The 16,730-nt window shown below is 63.2% G+C and carries 14 protein-coding genes; 4 read left to right on the plus strand and 10 right to left on the minus strand.

What is annotated here, in order from left to right; translation table 11 throughout:
- Positions 1-3: 3 nt before the first annotated feature.
- A complete protein-coding gene (locus F8O05_RS01990; protein ID WP_158051058.1) occupies positions 4-2,463 on the minus strand; it encodes a heavy metal translocating P-type ATPase in 2,460 nt (819 codons plus the stop codon).
- On the minus strand, positions 2,441-2,653 hold the full coding sequence (locus F8O05_RS01995) for a heavy-metal-associated domain-containing protein (protein ID WP_158051059.1): 213 nt from the start codon (positions 2,651-2,653) through the stop codon (positions 2,441-2,443). Before F8O05_RS01995 ends, F8O05_RS01990 begins: the two co-directional genes overlap by 23 nt.
- 101 nt (positions 2,654-2,754) lie before the next feature.
- Here F8O05_RS01995 and F8O05_RS02000 point away from each other — a divergent pair, with 101 nt between their 5' ends.
- Positions 2,755-3,705, plus strand: coding sequence for an acyl-CoA thioesterase domain-containing protein (locus F8O05_RS02000; RefSeq protein ID WP_158051060.1), 951 nt, complete (start codon positions 2,755-2,757; stop codon positions 3,703-3,705).
- A 339-nt stretch (positions 3,706-4,044) separates the two neighbouring features.
- Here the strand turns inward: F8O05_RS02000 and F8O05_RS02005 are convergent, their stop codons facing one another.
- From F8O05_RS02005 to F8O05_RS02020, 4 genes are all read right to left on the minus strand, one after another.
- The gene (locus tag F8O05_RS02005) at positions 4,045-4,380 is read right to left on the minus strand and encodes a cupin domain-containing protein (RefSeq protein WP_158051061.1); all 336 of its coding nucleotides are present in this window, start codon (positions 4,378-4,380) and stop codon (positions 4,045-4,047) included.
- A 72-nt stretch (positions 4,381-4,452) separates the two neighbouring features.
- On the minus strand, positions 4,453-5,940 hold the full coding sequence (locus tag F8O05_RS02010; protein WP_158051062.1) for an APC family permease: 1,488 nt from the start codon (positions 5,938-5,940) through the stop codon (positions 4,453-4,455).
- Positions 5,937-7,307: a flavin monoamine oxidase family protein gene (locus tag F8O05_RS02015; protein ID WP_158051063.1), complete on the minus strand. Its 1,371-nt coding sequence runs from the start codon at positions 7,305-7,307 to the stop codon at positions 5,937-5,939. The genes F8O05_RS02010 and F8O05_RS02015 overlap by 4 nt, the downstream gene beginning before the upstream one ends.
- 160 nt (positions 7,308-7,467) lie before the next feature.
- Positions 7,468-8,331: a MoaF C-terminal domain-containing protein gene (locus F8O05_RS02020; protein ID WP_158051064.1), complete on the minus strand. Its 864-nt coding sequence runs from the start codon at positions 8,329-8,331 to the stop codon at positions 7,468-7,470.
- Between the two features lie 169 nt (positions 8,332-8,500).
- On the opposite strand from F8O05_RS02020, the gene F8O05_RS02025 reads away from it, so the two are divergent.
- Positions 8,501-9,061 carry a TetR/AcrR family transcriptional regulator gene (locus tag F8O05_RS02025; protein WP_158051065.1) on the plus strand — a complete coding sequence of 187 codons (561 nt, stop codon included), beginning with the start codon at positions 8,501-8,503 and terminating at the stop codon, positions 9,059-9,061.
- A 228-nt stretch (positions 9,062-9,289) separates the two neighbouring features.
- Here F8O05_RS02025 and F8O05_RS02030 read toward each other — a convergent pair whose 3' ends face one another.
- From F8O05_RS02030 to F8O05_RS02045, 4 genes are all read right to left on the minus strand, one after another.
- Entirely contained in the window at positions 9,290-9,640 is a 351-nt protein-coding gene (locus F8O05_RS02030) for a metal-sensitive transcriptional regulator (RefSeq protein WP_158051066.1), read from the minus strand.
- Positions 9,640-11,250: a DUF7059 domain-containing protein gene (locus tag F8O05_RS02035; protein WP_225735678.1), complete on the minus strand. Its 1,611-nt coding sequence runs from the start codon at positions 11,248-11,250 to the stop codon at positions 9,640-9,642. Before F8O05_RS02035 ends, F8O05_RS02030 begins: the two co-directional genes overlap by 1 nt.
- Positions 11,251-11,378: 128 nt before the next feature.
- Entirely contained in the window at positions 11,379-13,073 is a 1,695-nt protein-coding gene (locus F8O05_RS02040; protein ID WP_158051068.1) for a thiamine pyrophosphate-dependent enzyme, read from the minus strand.
- A 377-nt stretch (positions 13,074-13,450) separates the two neighbouring features.
- Positions 13,451-14,509, minus strand: coding sequence for an LLM class flavin-dependent oxidoreductase (locus F8O05_RS02045; RefSeq protein WP_404811349.1), 1,059 nt, complete (start codon positions 14,507-14,509; stop codon positions 13,451-13,453).
- A 92-nt stretch (positions 14,510-14,601) separates the two neighbouring features.
- Here F8O05_RS02045 and F8O05_RS02050 point away from each other — a divergent pair, with 92 nt between their 5' ends.
- Together F8O05_RS02050 and F8O05_RS02055 are read left to right on the plus strand one after the other, a co-directional pair.
- Positions 14,602-15,678 carry a trypsin-like serine peptidase gene (locus F8O05_RS02050; protein ID WP_192496988.1) on the plus strand — a complete coding sequence of 359 codons (1,077 nt, stop codon included), beginning with the start codon at positions 14,602-14,604 and terminating at the stop codon, positions 15,676-15,678.
- 125 nt (positions 15,679-15,803) lie between these two features.
- Positions 15,804-16,721, plus strand: a complete 918-nt coding sequence (locus F8O05_RS02055; RefSeq protein WP_158051071.1) for a hypothetical protein — start codon at positions 15,804-15,806, stop codon at positions 16,719-16,721.
- Positions 16,722-16,730 lie beyond the last annotated feature (9 nt).

Consider the following 16,730-nt stretch of genomic DNA (forward strand, 5'->3'; position numbering starts at 1 on the left):
GGTCTACCGGAATCGCAGTAGGCGCAGGGAGTTCAGCACCACGAAGACGCTCGAGAACGCCATCGCGACGCCCGCGATCATCGGCGAGAGCAGTCCCAGCGCGGCAAGCGGGATCGCCGCGACGTTATAGGCGAAGGCCCAGAACAGGTTCTGCATGATCACGCGGTTTGAGCCCCGCGAGAGCCGAATCGCGTCGACCGCAGCCTGCAGATCATCGCGCACGAGTGTGATGTCGGATGCTTCGATCGCGGCATCGGTTCCGCCACCCATCGCGATCCCCAGGTCAGCGGTCGCAAGTGCGGGCGCGTCGTTCACCCCGTCACCCACCATCGCGACCTTCTGCCCTTCGGACTGCAGCTTGGCGATCACCTGTGCCTTCTGTTCGGGCAGCACCCCCGCGATCACCCGGTCGATACCGACCTCTGCCGCTACGGCCTTAGCCACAAGCTCATGGTCGCCGGTGAGGAGCACCGGTTCGAGCCCGAGTTCGCGCAGGTGTGTGACAGCGTCGGCCGAGGTCGGTTTGATCGTGTCGGCGACAGCAATCACACCGATCGGCTTGCCGTCGACACGGACAAGCACCGGGGTCTGTCCCGCGCTCGAGAACTCGGCGATGACCGAGTCGGATGCCGATACCTCGACAGCACCGGCACCATCTTGAGGCTGCGACACAACTCGCCCAACCCGCACCTCGGCACCATCCACCACTCCGACAACACCGCGGCCAGCTTCATTGCGGAAGTCCGCAACGGGCTCGAGTGCCAAGCCGCGATCCCTTGCCGCCGCGACAATCGCGCGGGCGAGTGGGTGCTCCGAAGCATCCTCAACCGAGGCTGCCAGCGTGAGCAGAGCATCCTCATCGACCGAAGCATCCAGCGAACGAATCCGCGCGAGGCTCATCTCGCCGCTTGTCACCGTGCCAGTCTTGTCGAGCACGACGGTGTCGATCCGGCGCGCCTGCTCGAGCGCTTCGGGACCTGCGATCAGGATGCCCAGCTGGGCACCGCGACCGGTTCCGGCGAGGATTGCGGTCGGGGTGGCGAGTCCCAGCGCACACGGGCAGGCGATGATCAGCACCGCAACCGCGGCGGTGAAGGCCATGTCGACGGTGCCGCCGAAGATGAGCCAGGCGATCAGCGTGACCACTGCCAACACCAGCACGATCGGCACGAACACGGCCGAGATCTTGTCAGCGAGGCGCTGGGCCTGCGCCTTTCCGTTCTGCGCGTTTTCGACGAGCTCACCCATCCGGGCAAGCTGAGTGTCCGCGCCAATTCGGGTCGCTTCGACAATCAGTCGGCCCGACTCGTTCACGGTCGCGCCAACCACCTCGTCGCCGACACCCACCTCGACCGGCACCGATTCGCCGGTCAGCATCGAGGTGTCGACGGCGGATGCACCTTCCAGCACCCTGCCATCGGTCGCGATTCGCTCGCCCGGGCGCACCACGAAGCGTTGGCCAACCATGAGTTCCGAGACGGGGATGCGGCGGGTCTCGTCGCCGTCGAGAATCTCGACGTCTTTCGCGCCAAGGTCAAGGAGCGCCTGCAGAGCTGACCCAGCCTGACGCTTTGCGCGCGCTTCGAGCCAGCGGCCAAGCAGCAGGAACATCGTCACGCCCGCGGCGACCTCGAAGTAAATATTGCCGGTGCCCGACTCGGGCGTGAGCCGCCACTCGAAGCCGTGGGTCATCCCAAGCATGCCCGCGTGGCCGAAGAACATCGCGTACAGCGACCAGAGAGTCGCCGCCGTGACGCCGATCGACACCAGCGTGTCCATACTGGTTGCGCCGTGGCGTAAGTTCCTCAGCGTCGCGCGGTGGAACGGCCACGCGCCCCAAGTGACAACCGGCAGCGTCAGCACCATGACCAGCCACTGCCAGCCGACAAACTGCAGCTGCGGCACCATCGAAAGAAGGATGACCGGGACCGTCAAGATCGCTGACCAGATAAAGCGGCGGCGGTAGGCGGATGCGGCGCGTTGATTTTCGTCGGGCGTCCCGGCGTGGTCGTGGTCGGCATGAGCGTGCGCGGCGTGATTGTCGGCAGCACTACCTTCCGCTGTGCGGCCCTCAAGCCCGCGCTGCTTCTTGCTGCCCGCTGCAGTCTCCCCAACTTCCTCCATCTGATGCGGCAGCGTCGCCGTGGCAGCCGTGTGGGGTGAAGCGTGCGGGGTGGCGTCGTAACCGGCCGCCCGAACTGTCTCGATCAGTCGCTCGATCTCAGCATCCGCATCCTGCCCCGCAGGCACGCGGATGCTCGCGCGGTTGAGCGCGAAGTTCACGTTCGCTTCGACGTCGTCGAGCTTGTTAAGCTTGCGCTCGATGCGATTCGCGCAGGATGCGCAGGTCATCCCTTCGACGTCAAGCGTGATGGTCTTGAGGACAGGCTCGTTGAAGATTGTGTTCCCCGACGAGTTGCGGCTGTTGCTCGCGCTGGTGTCACTCGGTGTCGACGAGCTCATATCCTGCCTCCTCAATCGCAGCGCGCACCGCCACAATGTCGAGCGGTGCAGCAGATTCAACGACAGCCGAGCCCACTTCGTGGCTCGCAATCACCGAGGTCACCCCGTCGATCTCGCCGAGTTCCTCGCGCACGCTCATCTCGCAGTGGCCGCAGGTCATTCCGGTGATCTGATAGGTGGTGGTAGTCATGATTTTTCCTCCTCGGTCCATGTAACCAATATACCCCCCATGGGTATTCCTGCGATCGGAAAATTCAACGGGATCACAGATCGGTGATTAGTGTGGATGAGATGAGCGGCTATTTCGAGCGGGAACGGACCCCAGACGGGGAGATTTTCACGCCGACGACGGATGCGGTGAGCGGCTGGGGTGCCATGGTGCGCGGGCCCGCAATGACCTCGCTCATGGCGCGGACGGTAGAGCTGGCTGTGGTTGCGCAAATCGGTGTGGATCGGGTCGACGTGACAGACAACTCGAATAGCGCACTTGATCGCAGCGGTGAGACAGGCGGTTTCATCCCCACGAAGACGACCTTCGACCTGCATTCGCCGCTGCCGCTAGTGCCGGTGACAGCGCGCGCGACCGTGCTTCGTGACGGGCGACGGCTCAAGCTCGTTGATGCCGAACTCATCCATGATGGCCGCGTCTACGCGCGTGCGCGGAGCCTATGGCTCAAGCGGGATGTCGTAATCGATGTATCCGACAATGACGCGTGGACACCGAGCCAGCGGTTTTCAACGCCGAGTGCTGGTCCCTGGAACATCACTGACGATGGCCGTATTTACTGGAGCGAACGCCTCGATGGTGAGGCCGAGACTGCGGCGGAGGCGGAAAGCCGCTGGAGCGATCAGGGCTTCGACCACCAAAATGGGGCGCGGAAGGCCGTCTGGCAGTTTCCGGTTCCCACCGTGGTTGGGGAGGAACTGACTGGCTTCGAGGTTGCCGCGAATGTCTGCGATGTCGCCAATCTCGCGACCGGTTGGGGCCCGAAAGGCCTCGACTTTATTAATGCGGATGCGACACTTTCGCTCGTGCGCTACCCCACGAGCACCGAGGTCGGTGTGACCGGGATCGATCGCATCGCCCAACACGGAGTCGCGATCGGCACCGCCGCGCTCTACGACGCCGATGGACAATTCGCGAACGCGCAGGTGACGCAGATCGTGCAACCTGGTGGGCGCATCCAATTCCCGGACCCGGCCATCGACCCAAGCAACAAACTCACGCGCCCGGTCGGGTAAGCATCCTTCAGCGATGCGGCTACTGCCTTCGCCAATCGGGCCCTGGCTAGGGACAGCGGCAATGGCAGGAATCGAACGCATTGCCGCAAGCTGTAGCCCTTGCAGAACTACCGACCATGGCTAGCGCAAACGGCAATGGTACGAATCGAGACCATTGCCACAAGCTGTAGACATTGCAGTACTACAGGCAAGGGCTAGCGCAAACGGCAATGCCAAGCACTTCGCCAACCTCGAACGCCGCAATGGGCCGCAGCCGAAACTGCGACCCATCGTTAGGCGTGCCGTGTCGCGACGCATCTCAGCGTTGCCGAGTACTTCGGCACCGCCGAATCCACGTGATTAGCTGTACACAAACCACTCGAGCACGGGCTCGAGGATCTGCCAGCGCGAGCGCGACCCGTCGTTGAAGGATGCGCTGGAACCGGCGGTGAGCACAAACGGTTCCCCATCGACCGGCTCGATGCGGATCTTGCCTTCGAGAAGCAGGATGGTTTCGTCGCCATGGGAGACGAGGTCGAATGCTTCGGGAGCTTCCTCAGGCGTTACCTTCCAGTACCCGCAGCTGAGGCCCTCGCGATCACCCTCACCTGGGCGGCGGATCCACTGCACGGTGCCGACCTCGAAGGGCTCCTGCTTCGAGTCGTCGCGGACTCCGTGGGTGATGTATTCGGTCATGATTCCTCCTTGTTGTTGTCCTGACTGCCACCGTGGCCGCGGCGGACAGCTCATGGACATTCCTGGGATTGGCTATGAATCGCCCTCGAGGGCGGCGGCTTCTTCAGCACGCAGTTTTTGGATGTTGATGGATTCGGTGTCGAAGTCGATGCGGCGTGACTTGCGGGCAGCGAGCCAGCCGAGCACGCCCGCGATCGGCAGCGCAAGTAGCAGCCATTTCGCGGTCTCTCCCCCGCCGAGCAGGAGCGCGTCGTAGTTCGCGATCGAGAACACGAGCATCGCGACGACCAGCACGAGCGCGACCGCGGGTGCGATCACAGTGGAGATCAGGCCACCCTTGATGTCACGTCGACGCCGGAAGAACACCAGCACTGCAACGGATGCGAGGGCCATGATCAGGATGAATCCGATCGTGCCGAGCGCAACAAACCAGGCGTAGACGACCACCATGGGATCGGCACCTGACCACAGGAAGGCAAGTAGGATCACCGCGACAATCACGCCGTTTGCGAGGGCGGCTCGAGCGGGAGCCTGTCGCTTCGTCACTTTGCCGAGGGCCTGCGGCAGTACCCGCGCACGAGACAGCGCGAAAGCGTAGCGCGCGAACATATTGGACATCCCGAGCAGCATCGCCACGAAACTCGTGACCACCATGATCTGCATAATCAGGTCGAGCCAAGGCCCAACATACTGCGCAGCCAAGCCGAACATCAGCCCTTCCAGGTTCTCCGTCGCGGCCTGTTGCACCGCATCCGGCCCGACCGCCATGCTGACCGCCCAGGTCGCGAGTCCGTAGAAAATCGCGATGAAGCCGATCACGAAGAAGAGCGCCAGCGGAATCGTTCGCCGCGGGTTACGCGCTTCTTCCGCGAAAACCGTGGTGGCCTCGAAGGTTGTGAAGCAGGTGGCGACGAACAGGATCGCGATGCCGAGGCCGGGGTTCGTGAACACCGCCGGGCTGAAGCTTTCGAGCGAAGGCACTTTGTCGTCGGAGATCCAGATACCGCCGACCAGCGCGAGCACCACGAGCACTTCCAGCGCGAGAATTACTCCGAGGACGCGCAGACTCATATCCACGCCCCACATCGCCAGCCCCGTCGTGATCGCGATGAAGACGACCGCCCACAGCCAGATCGGAATATCGACGCCGAGGTAGGTGGCCACCAGCTGGTTCGCGAACACCCCAAACTGCGCCCAGAATCCAACCTGCAGGGCAATGTAGGTGACGATCACGAGTCCCGAAGTCGCACCCGCGGCGCGTATCCCGAGCCCCTTTTCGATGTAGGCGACGAACCCAGCGGCGCTGTTTACGTGCTGACTCATCTTGAGATAGCCGACGGCGAAGATCGCGACAACCGCGGCGATCAGGAGGTACACCAGCGGCACGCCTGGACCAATCAGCGAGAAAATCACCGGACCGGCACCTACGAACGCGGCCATCGGAGCGGCTGCGGCGAGCACGAAGAATGCGACGCCGACGGGCCCGAGACTGTTTGCCTTCAGCTGGTGTTGGCCGTCGGCGACTTTCGCGGTCTCAATTGTTGACTTTGGCGCGCTCATTTCTGGCTCGCTTCCGAGAGGGTGCGCTCGGTGGATGCGCTGGCCACAACTTCATTGAGGATCCGGCGCGACTGCTGGGTTGCGCTTTCGATCGCCCCGTCAATGAATCCGCCCCAGCCGAGGGCGTAGTCGGCACCGGCAAAACGGACTCGATCGGTTCCCGCCACGAACGCCGTGAAGGATTCCTTGAAGTGCCCAACGCTGTGCATCGGCCAGGTCTCGCCCGCGAATTCATCGGAGCACCAGTCATGCCCAGTGGTGGCCTCGATCTCGGCACCAGGAATGATCCGCTGCACCGCATCCGTCACCTGCGCGAGGTCCGTGACATCGATGGCGGATGCATCCGACCCGAAGCCAATCACGATGATGCCGTCTTCGACGGGGTACTCGGCCTGCAGGAAGTTGAATGGCCAGTCGGGCTCGCCGAGCGCCATGAACGGCTCGGCGTGGCCCTTGAGTTTGAACCAGGCTTTGGTGCCGAGCCCAGTTTGTCCGCGTGCGGCGGCGTGGTTGATCGGGGTCGGTAGGGCCGGGGTGAAGGAGATATCCCCGAGAATCTGCAGCGGAACGGTGACGATCACGCGATCGGCCACATACTCGGCCGTCAAGGTGTGCACGGTCGCGCGGTCTGCATCCGTCACGACCTCAGCCACGCGGGTGTTGAACAGGAACTGCGCGCCGTGACCCAGCGCATCCTGGTGGATCGCATCTGCGAGTGCCTTCGTGCCGCCTTCGACTTTGTACGTGGCACAGGCCTCCCACATCACCTGCCAGTCGCCGTTGGTCGCGGCGAGCCAGCGCAGCGCCTGCGTGTAGGCCGCGGTGTCGGTGCTGCCGTTGAAGTTGAGCGTCCAGAAAGTGCGCAGCCGTTGCTTTTGCGAGTCGGTGAGCTCGAGGGTGGCGATGACGTCGTCGACGCTGAGGTGGTCGAGGTCGGCGGCCTCTGGGTTGGTGAAGGGTTCGAAGGCGCGCGGGAAATACTTGCGGGTTTCGACGCCGAAGGCATCGCAACCGGGTGCCATCGCCTCGAGCAGTTCCTCGAGTGAACCATCCTGGCGCTCGCCGTCTTCGAACCAGATCGCGCGTTGGAAGTCGGGGCTCTTTACGGTGCCGATGCCGTAGTGGTTGAGTTCGCGCCAGACGTAGGGCTGGGTCCAGTGCACCCAGGTGCCGCCGAGTTCGAGGCCCATGCCGAGGCGTTCTTCGTACCAGGTGCGCCCGGCGATGCGGTCGCGGCCCTCGATGACGAGGACGCTCTGGCCTTCAGCAGCGAGGTCACGCGCGGCCGTGAGCCCGGCAAATCCTGCGCCAATGATGATCGTGTCGAAGCGTTGGGTATCCAAGCGTTCTTGGTTGATGTCGCTCATAGTTACTCTCCGTCGAGTTAAAACTCAGCACTTGCTGAGATTGAACAGGTTAAAAATAAGCGTTTGCTTAGTTTGGAGTCAATGGTGATGGGATGCGCTATGCCAAGTCGCGCACTGAGGGGCAATTCGCGTGCACTCCCGGCACACGTATCCGTCGCGGCTACTCCGCTGGATAGTCCGTATCCGCAAGCACCGTGAATTGACTATCGAAAGGGATGTGCACAGTATCGAGCGTCGGCCCGTCCCAGCAGAACATCCGGCCGATCGAGCGCTTGGCCGCGAGGTCAATGGTCACGATCGACTCCACCGGCATGACGGTCTCACTCCAATGCAGCAGCACCAAATCTTCGGCAATATGCCAAACCTGGACTGGGTCCGCGTCGGCGAGGCCAACCTCCGCACCGCGCACGCAATGCCACACGAAGGTCCCCGCATTGAGATAGATGTGCTCATAGTGCTCAGTTGGGCTGTAGCGGTAGTAGATCCGCTTCCCGACAAGTTCACTCGTTGGCTCCAGTGGCTTAATCTCTCCGAAGCCTTCGACCACCCCGTGTGCAATATCAGTGCGCATCCGAACCTCACCGCCACGGTCAACAAATGAGGATTCAGCAACCGTCACCTGACCGCTGTTGAGGTTAATCACGAGCGAAACATCATGGGTGCTTACCGATTCCCCCTTGAGGAAGTCAACGAAGAAAATGCTGGGGCGAACTTCGACCGCGCGGTACGGATGCGCCCCTTCGGCACCGGCAGCATCGCCGTTCAGGATGCGCCAAGTCACCTTTCCTGCGGCGAATTGGTGCTCGATCCTTCGCCCGCCCTCAAACGCGACCACAATCGCTGGCCCCTCGAGTTTTTCGCTCGCGGGAAGGCTCGGGTCGCCGAATCCGGCGAGCATGGCCGTCACATCGGGCCACTCTTCAGTGGACACATAGCCCTGGTCCGCTGGTGCAAGCTGTGCGCGATGCGTGGGCTGTGCCGACTGGGTGGATTGCGCTGGCTGCGTGGGCTGCTGAATCGTCATGAAATTCCCCTTCTCAACTTTGAGACGTAGTGCTTGCGACCTGCTCGAGGATTCGAGCCAAAGTCGCTTGCTAAGCAGTTGCTTAGTTCAACGTACGCGGAGAGGATGCGCTCCGTCAAGCATCCTCCACCGGCTCTGACTGGTTCAGGGCAGTCAGTATGCTGAAACGGTGAGCGACAAGGATCGGAAACCGGGTTACGGCGACGGTAAGGAGGCCCTGCTTCGCGCGACCGTCGAGGTAGTCGCAAAGAAAGGGCTCCGCGGAATGACCTTCCGCGCCGTCGCCGAGGCTGCGGGGGTCAATAACACCCTGATCGCGCACCACTTCGGCAACCGCGACAAGCTGCTCGCAGCCGCGCTTGAATGGTCAACCACCGGTTCGATTGCCGCGGCCGACCTGTCCGAATACGTACATGACAGCCACGCTTTTCGACAGGCCTTGCTCAAGAATGTTGCGACTCAACCAGAGCTCGAGATCTTCCAGTACGAGATGATCCTCGAAGCCACGCGGCGCGAGGAAATTCGCCCGGCAGTCCACGAGCTCTATCGCCGCTATCTTGCCGCGCTCCTGCCGGGACTCTCACCGAACGGAATCGCCCCGAACAAGGCACTGGGTCGAGCACTATTTGCCGCGCTCGATGGCTTGATGCTGCAGTATTTCAGTCGAGCGATCACCGCCGAAGAGCTCAGCGAGTCTCTCGAGGCACTCGAGGCCGCGCTCGCCTCGTAGAACAGCCGCAACCCGACGCAGCGCCGGGGCTCAACCCACACCCACACCCACACGGGGTGGTCGCACCGAGCCGGGTTGGTAGAACGCCCCGGCTCAGTGTGACGAACCTGGCTCGCAGATTCGCTGACCTTGCTCGCGGATGCGCTGGCACGGCTCGGTGGCGTGGCGGCAGCGACGAAGTGACCGCGGCCTCGGCAACGAGGTGATTGCGGTCGCGGCGCCGTGCGACTACTTCAGCAGTCGCTTGACGACGTCGGTAACTTCTTGAATCTTGATCGCGGTGTATTCGGAATCGCCTTGCGTGGCTGCGTCGGCGACACAGTGGTCGAGGTGGTCTTCGAGCAGCAGCATTGCAACGCGGTCTAAGCCGGCTTTGATCGCCGAAATCTGCGTGATCACGTCGATGCAGTAAGCATCCTCATCGACCATGCGCTCAACGCCGCGCACCTGGCCTTCAATACGCTTAAGACGGTTCTTCAACGCATTGACGTCATTGCGATAGCCGTGGTGGTGAGCGTGAGGATCGGCCGGCGATACCGACGGCGTGTGCTCGGGCGGCGCGGGGGTTGCCTCGCTCATTACATCCACCTCGGCACCAGGAACCCGAGCGACACGAGATCACGCACGTCGCGCAAGACACTCTCATTCAGCGCATCCTGATCGACCTCGAGGAGCGCCGCAATCGCGGTCAAAATTTGCCGACCGGTGAGGTCCCCGTCCGATACCGAAACGAACGAAGCGAGTTCGGTGGTCTCGGGGAAGGTGCGGCGAAAACCGCCACCCTGCCGCAGCAGCATCGCCGAGGGGTCGGCGTCGCCAGGGATCGTCCAGCGCTCCTCGGTCACATCCCCCGCGACCACGAAGGTCTCGTCGACCAGGTCGTCGTTCTCACGTTCGCGCAGCCAGTCATCGGCCGTGAAGGCATCGCGGATGCGCGCCCCAAGCGGCTGCTCAAGCTGGTGTTCCAGCGTCTCGAAGCGGCGCACCGGCGTCGCTCCTTCAGGAGCTCGGTGGAGGAAGAGCATCCCCATACCGATCGCCTCGACCGAGCGCGATTCGAAGTCGCGGAGGTAGCGGCCAAACTGCACTCGCCAGGATTCCAGTTCGCGGTTCTCCGCCGCATCCTTGAGCCACATATCGGCGTACTCGATCGGGGTGGCCTGCTCACGCTGCACGACCCACAGGTCGGTGCCGGTGCTCGGCCAGGTTTCCAGGCGCGAGTGCCAGTTCGCATCCTGCTCGTGAATCTCCCAGTTCCCGAGCATCACCGCGATGCCATCCTCGGCAAGAATGTCGCCGAGCCCGCGCACGAGACCTTCGACGAGCGAGTCGCCGGGGCGACCGCCGTCACGGTAGGTGTACTGCTCGCTCGCATCCTCACCCTCGCGGCGCGGAGTGATTACGAACGGCGGGTTTGAGACGACCAGGTCGAATTGCTCCCCCGCCACGGGTTCCAGCAGGTCGCCCTTGCGCAGCGAGACACGGGCTTCGAGATTGGCGGGGTCAAGTTCCAGCGCCTCAGCGTTAATCAGCAGGTTGAAGCGCGCGAAGCTCAGCGCGCGGTCAGAGATATCCGTGGCAACCACAAACTCGACGTGCCGCAGCAGGTGCAGCGTCTGCACGCCCATCCCAACACCGAGGTCGAGCGCCCGCGAAACCTCGCCGCGTGGGGTCAGCTGCGCGAGGTTTGCGGTCGCGGGGCCGATGCCGACCACGTGGTCGCGACGCAATGGCTGGTCTTCCGGCACCTGTAGACCACCGAGGTCGCTGGCGACCCACAGGTCGAGGGTCGTCTCGCCTTCGGCGATCGCGTAGGGGCGGATGTCGACTCGGGCAGCGACAAGACCGTCTTGATCGCGCGGGTCGAGGAGCCCGGCGGCGACCTGATCATCCACCGCGGGAAGCATCCCGGCTTCGACCGGTTCGGCAAGCAGGTACACGCGGATGAGCGCGGCAAGTTGATTGTCCGGATGCGCGGTGTCTGAACCCACACCCGTCGCCTCGCGTGCGTCGAGCGCGAACTGAGCCGGGGCCAGCAGGTCGCGGTGCAGCGCATCCGCCGCCCCGGAGCCGAGCAAGCGCTCGACACCGTCAACGGTGTAATCGGCCCGCTGCAGGGCGGCGCGGATGCGCTCAAGGCGAGCGGCGTCGGAGCTGTCAGGGGCGTCGCGAGGGTCATCAAAGTTCACGATGTCTATTGTCCCCTATCTATCCGGGCCAGGGCGGCGGATGCATGTCCAGGCGAATTAGATCGTCTGCTGCCCTTCCGGCGCGGATTTAGCGAGCACAAGACAGAACTCGTCTGGCCACCGCGGGCCTAAAACCCCTTACCGCTAGGAGAAGGAGTCTCACGATCGATCACGAGATGCAGCAGCGCCGGGCCGTCAAATGCCAGCAGCTCAGCCACAGTCTCAGCGATGCGCTCATTCGAGTCAAGCCGCGCGCCGCGACCCCCGAAGGAAGCGATCCATGCCGAGAAATCAGGGTTCACGAGGTCTGTGCCCGAAGGCCGCCCTGGATACCAGTTCTCTTGATGCTCAACGATCGTCGCGAACCGGGAGTTGTCGACCACCACGAAGAGGGCTTTCCCGCCCTGCGCCACCAGCGTCGCAATCTCCTGGCCATTCATAAAGAAATCACCATCACCACACACCGCAACCGCTCGGCGCTCCGGGAAAACCAGCGCCGCGGCCACAGCGGCAGGAACCGCCATCCCCATGGCACCGTTCCGCGAACCTACAAGGCTATTCGGCACATTGTGCGAGAGCTGGCGGTGACCCCAAATCGTCGCGTTGCCGGCGCCGTAAGTCACGACCCGCGCATCCCCCAGCTGCGATTCCAACTCGGCGAACACCAGTTCGAGATCCACGCCGGAGGCCACTGGTTCATGCTCAGTCACCTGCGAAAAACGCTCGTGGCTCGCGCGCAGTTCAGCGACACGATCCGGGGTGCGGTCGCCGCGCACATCCTCGAGGTCACCGAGCGCCTCGACAAAGTGCTTCGGCGTGGCCGCAATGAACTGATCGACGCGACCGGCGTGCTGCAGCAGCTGCGCATCCGTCGACACCAACACCGTTTCGGTCTCGAGACCAACCGTGTAGCCCTCGCTCATGACGTCCCCGCGCACCGCACCAACCCCAATAAAGAGGTCGGCCTCGCGCATCGCTTCGACAATGCTGTCGCGGCGACCGTACCCGGGCCAGCCAATGTACGCCGGGTGGCTATTGGGCACCGCATCGTAATTGCGCCAATCCCCCGCCACCGGGATGTGGTTAAACAGCGCCCAATCCGCAAGTTCTTTGCCTGTGCTGCCGAAGAACGCGTCACCACCAGCGAGCAGGAACGGCTTCTTCGCGGCACGGATGCGCGCAGCCAGTTCTTCGAGATCAGTCCCACTGGGCGCTGGGGCGGCGATCGCCCGCGGCTTGGGTGCGGGCGCCTCGGTGATTTCGCACAACAGGTCCTCAGGGAGACCAACGATTACCGGACCGGGGCGGCCCGAAACCGCAACGTGCATCGCCTCCGCGACAATCGCACCGGCCTGGTCGGCCGTTTCAATCGTGAGCACACGCTTCGCGGTCGACCCGAACCAACTATCAATGCTGAATTCTTGGAAGGATTCCCGGCGGCGGTCCGCAAAAGGTACAAGTCCCACGAAGCAGACAAGCGGAGTCGCATCCTGATAGGCGGAGTGCGCCGCGATGAAGAAGTTCGCGGCGCCCGGCCCGCGAGTCACCAACGCCACTCCGGGATTACCAGTGAGCCGCCCTTCCGCGAGTGCCATGAAACCAACGCCACCTTCCTGGCGGCAGACCACGTTCGTGATTCCCGAGTCATACAGCCCGTCGAGCACGTCGAGGAAGCTCTCGCCCGGCACCGAATACACCCGCTCCACACCGTGAGTCGCAAGCGTTTCGACGATCGCGTGGCCTACAGAACGGGATTGCGACGACGGTTGCTGAGCCTGCGAACCGTCGGTCGACTGGCGCTGAGCCTGCTGGGACTGAGTCATGGGGAGGTCCTCCAAAAGCTGCGAAACATCGCCAGCATCAACGCCAGCGTTCGTTCCACTCTCTCAGTCGCAACCGCCAGCAGCCACGGGCATTCAACGCGAAAGCGCGTCCTGCATTGGTCATATGCACTTTGTGGGTCGAAAACCGTCGCCTGCGGGGGTGATATACGGGGCGTTCGCACCTGTTGAGTACGCCTCGATACGTCGCTGCGCTCCTACTCGGCGAACGAAATACACCGCTCGCTGAGTAGCGAAGCGTATCGAAGCGCGCCCGCCCGAGGCCCTTCGATACGGCGCTACGCGCCTACTCAGGGAACGAGGGGGCGTCGCTACGCGCCTACTCGGTGAGCGGGGTAGTCACTCGGCGAGCGAAGTGGTCACTCGGCTGCCGAATCGAGCTCGAGCGCGGCGGCGACCTCGGTGATCGTGTGGATGCGAGTGGCCACGTCATAGCCGTTTGGCTGCAGCATGATTTCCTCAGCCCCGGTCTGGTCGTGCAGTTGCCGAATGCTATTGGCCACCAACTGCACCGGCCCCACGAACTGGCTGCCGGTAGCCCGGTTCCACAACTCACTGTTGACGACCCGCTCAGAGAACTCCTTGGCGGCCTCGGGCGACATGGTGCGCCCCATCTTGCCGGCCATCAGCTGGTAGCGCCCAACGCGAGTCGGAAGATCCAGCGCCTGTGCATCCTCAATCGTGTCGGCCACGAGCATCGTCGCCGAGACCATCGCGCGCGGCTGCGCGAGAGTCGCCGAGGGCTCGAAGTGGGCCCGATAGTGGTTCACGGCCTGCACCGCGTTCTGCCCCATCGCGAAGTGATTCGCGTACGAGAACGGCATCCCGAGCACACCGGCAAGCTCCGCCGAATACAGACTCGAGCCGAGCAGCCAGATCTCCGGGCGGTGCGGCACATCGGCCGCCGCGCGCAGCTTGCGGAACATCTCCGCATCCACCTGCGGACGCACGTCGCCGAGGTACCCCGCAAGCTCAAGCACATCCGCCGGGTAGCGTTCCACCGTCTCCCGCGACATATCGCGGCGCAGGGCCCGGGCGGTGATCGGGTCGGTGCCGGGCGCACGGCCAAGCCCAACGTCGATGCGGTCGGGATACATCCCTTCCAGCAGCGCGAACTGCTCGGCGATCACGAGCGGCGAGTGGTTCGGCAGCATCACCCCACCCGAGCCGAGGCGGATGCGTTCAGTTGCGCTCCCGAGGTAGGCCAGTGAGACCGCGGGAGAAGTGGACGCAATCGCTTCAGTGTTGTGGTGCTCCGCCACCCAGTAGCGGTGGTACCCGAGGCGATCCGCCGCCTCAACCAGAGCCTTCGAGGACTGCAGTGCGTCGGCCACCTTCTGGGAGTCGTTCACAGGAATAAGATCGAGCACCGAAAACTTCGTCATACCTGCGGACAACAACACATTGCCGCGAATCATTCCATCCGCTTGCGCGTGATTCCAACCATTGAACGACGCCAGGAGTAGCGTTACTAGGCGAGACTGGGATGTACCCCCACGAATGGAGTTCCATGCCACACCCCCGCAACGGCATACGCCGCGCCGGCGCGATTCTCGCGACCCTCGCGGCATTTCTCATGAGCGGATGCGCGGTCACGGATGTGCAGGGCGAAACTTCCGCAGGTGGTTACTCGCCGTACCTCCCCGAAGTGCTCAGTGACGACGCCGGGCTTCGCGAGGATTTCGAGAGCACCCCGCAGGAATCCCACGACTTCTGGTCCGATCCTTCGAAGCTGGAAAACGCGGAGGGTATGGAGTTCCAGTCCCCTGATAACTCGCTGCCTCCCGGCCCCGGCGACCCGGCGACCGGCGCGTATTTGCCGGCCAGCGCATCCATGCCGAGTAACCCGAACGGCTACGGCACGGTGGCGGATGCGGAAGTCTTCGACCGCGCCGGGCTCGGCGAATCCACCTTTGGTCGGCTCTATTTCACCTTCGACGGGCAGATGTTGAACGTCTGCTCGGCCACCGTGGTGAACTCGAAATCGGGCAGCATCGTCGTAACCGCGGCGCACTGCGTAGTCACTACCGACGGCACCGGCACGCTCGCACAGTCGGTGATGTTTGTGCCGGGCGACCGGAATGACGCGCAAGAACAGCCCTACGGGATGTGGGCTGCGGTATCGGTGTCGGTGCCGCAGCAGTTCGTTGACGGTGCGATTACGGATGACAAGGGTTACCTCGTCAGCGACGAGGGCTGGAACTACGACTACGCCTTCCTCAAGATGGAGGAGAAGGACGGCCAGACGATTCAGGAGGTGACCGGTGCGCAGGGCATCGCCTTCGGTATCCCCGTCGAGACGCTCACGCAGATCGGCTACCCGAGCGCCGCGCCCTATGACGGGCGCGAGGAATACATGTGCGCATCCGTGGAGTTCACCTCGAACTGGCAGGGCGGCTACACGCACGACTGCACCATGACACAGGGTGCTTCGGGCGGCGGTTGGCTCGCGAACTATGATGCCGCCAGCGGCACCGGGTACGTGGTCGGCGTAACCTCGACCATCTCGGTGGGAACGAAAGATTCCAACTCGCCCGTTCTCGGGCAGACCGCATTGAACATCTACAACGAGTTGGACGGGTCGTGATGGGGATGAAGTTTCGCAGCTCGCCACGCTTCGATACGGCTACGCCTACTCAGCGACCGATCGCACCACGCTCGCCGAGAAGGAGCGCAGCGACGTATCGAGGCGCTCGACGAGTTCTTGCCGCGGTGGCAGCCGGCGCGGTTGCCCTTGGTCTGACAGCCTGCGCGCCGATCGTCGATGCCGCCCATGACGCCGGGCTCGGGTACGAGGTCGACCCGTGGGTGGTCGCACACCACGACGACAAAGCGACCTTCCACGAAGGTGCGGGAGACGAGCTGCTGAACCTGGATGCGACCGCGGGCCTCGCATCCCTCGAAGAATTTCAGGCAGTGGGTTACCACCATTTCGAGGCCACCGAACTCGAACTGCACATGGAGTACGAGACCTCGGTGAGCGGCGAAAGTTACGTGTCGCGGCTCTTCACCGATATGGACGGCTACTCCTTCGACCAGTCCCATGAGGGCGGTTCGGGCGAGACCTACTATCTGCTCGGCGACCAGATCAAAGAGGAGATCGCCGACGGCAAGAGCTGGGTGAGCATGCCGGTGCCCGACCTCGGGTTGAAAACCGATCCGGATGCCTCCTGCCAGCTCTTCGCGGTCGCCTATATGTGTGCTCTTGTGGATGCATGGAACCTGACTCGAGACAACATCGAGACAGTGCCGGTGCAGCTTTCGCGCAGCGAATCGGGCGACCAGCACTTCGCGACCGCGGTCTCCTACGGGGCGCTGTCGGACACGGGTCTGATCCTGCGCGAGGGAGATCTCAAGGGTTTCGCGAGTGATGAGATGCGCGACACGCTCGTGCCGATGCATCTGTGGGTGAATCCCGACGGCATCATCACCAAGATCGAGGTGAACGGGGTCCTGAAGAGTTCCTCCGGTAATCAGCTGTCGATGCAGATCGGCTTCGAGCTGACCAGCACCTCGGCCTCCACGGACATGGTGCCGGTGGCTGCCGCGGATATTCCGCAGAATGACCTGTACCGGATCACCACCCAGGCCCAGCTTGAAGAGTTTTTGACCAAAATTGGTTCGGTCTAACCGAGCAGC

This window comes from Gulosibacter chungangensis (assembly GCF_008831155.1).
Taxonomy (GTDB): domain Bacteria; phylum Actinomycetota; class Actinomycetes; order Actinomycetales; family Microbacteriaceae; genus Gulosibacter; species Gulosibacter chungangensis.

Bases quoted from the DNA above. Each gene is read 5' to 3' on its own strand.
- F8O05_RS02005 (WP_158051061.1), bottom strand. From the start codon at position 4,380: ATGACCGAATACATCACCCACGGAGTCCGCGACGACTCGAAGCAGGAG.
- F8O05_RS01995 (WP_158051059.1), bottom strand. From the start codon at position 2,653: ATGACTACCACCACCTATCAGATCACCGGAATGACCTGCGGCCACTGC.
- F8O05_RS02030 (WP_158051066.1), bottom strand. From the start codon at position 9,640: ATGAGCGAGGCAACCCCCGCGCCGCCCGAGCACACGCCGTCGGTATCG.
- F8O05_RS02000 (WP_158051060.1), top strand. From the start codon at position 2,755: ATGAGCGGCTATTTCGAGCGGGAACGGACCCCAGACGGGGAGATTTTC.
- F8O05_RS02015 (WP_158051063.1), bottom strand. From the start codon at position 7,307: ATGAGCGACATCAACCAAGAACGCTTGGATACCCAACGCTTCGACACG.
- F8O05_RS02010 (WP_158051062.1), bottom strand. From the start codon at position 5,940: ATGAGCGCGCCAAAGTCAACAATTGAGACCGCGAAAGTCGCCGACGGC.
- F8O05_RS02040 (WP_158051068.1), bottom strand. From the start codon at position 13,073: ATGACTCAGTCCCAGCAGGCTCAGCGCCAGTCGACCGACGGTTCGCAG.
- F8O05_RS02045 (WP_404811349.1), bottom strand. From the start codon at position 14,509: ATGATTCGCGGCAATGTGTTGTTGTCCGCAGGTATGACGAAGTTTTCG.
- F8O05_RS02050 (WP_192496988.1), top strand. From the start codon at position 14,602: ATGCCACACCCCCGCAACGGCATACGCCGCGCCGGCGCGATTCTCGCG.
- F8O05_RS02020 (WP_158051064.1), bottom strand. From the start codon at position 8,331: ATGACGATTCAGCAGCCCACGCAGCCAGCGCAATCCACCCAGTCGGCA.
- F8O05_RS01990 (WP_158051058.1), bottom strand. From the start codon at position 2,463: ATGAGCTCGTCGACACCGAGTGACACCAGCGCGAGCAACAGCCGCAAC.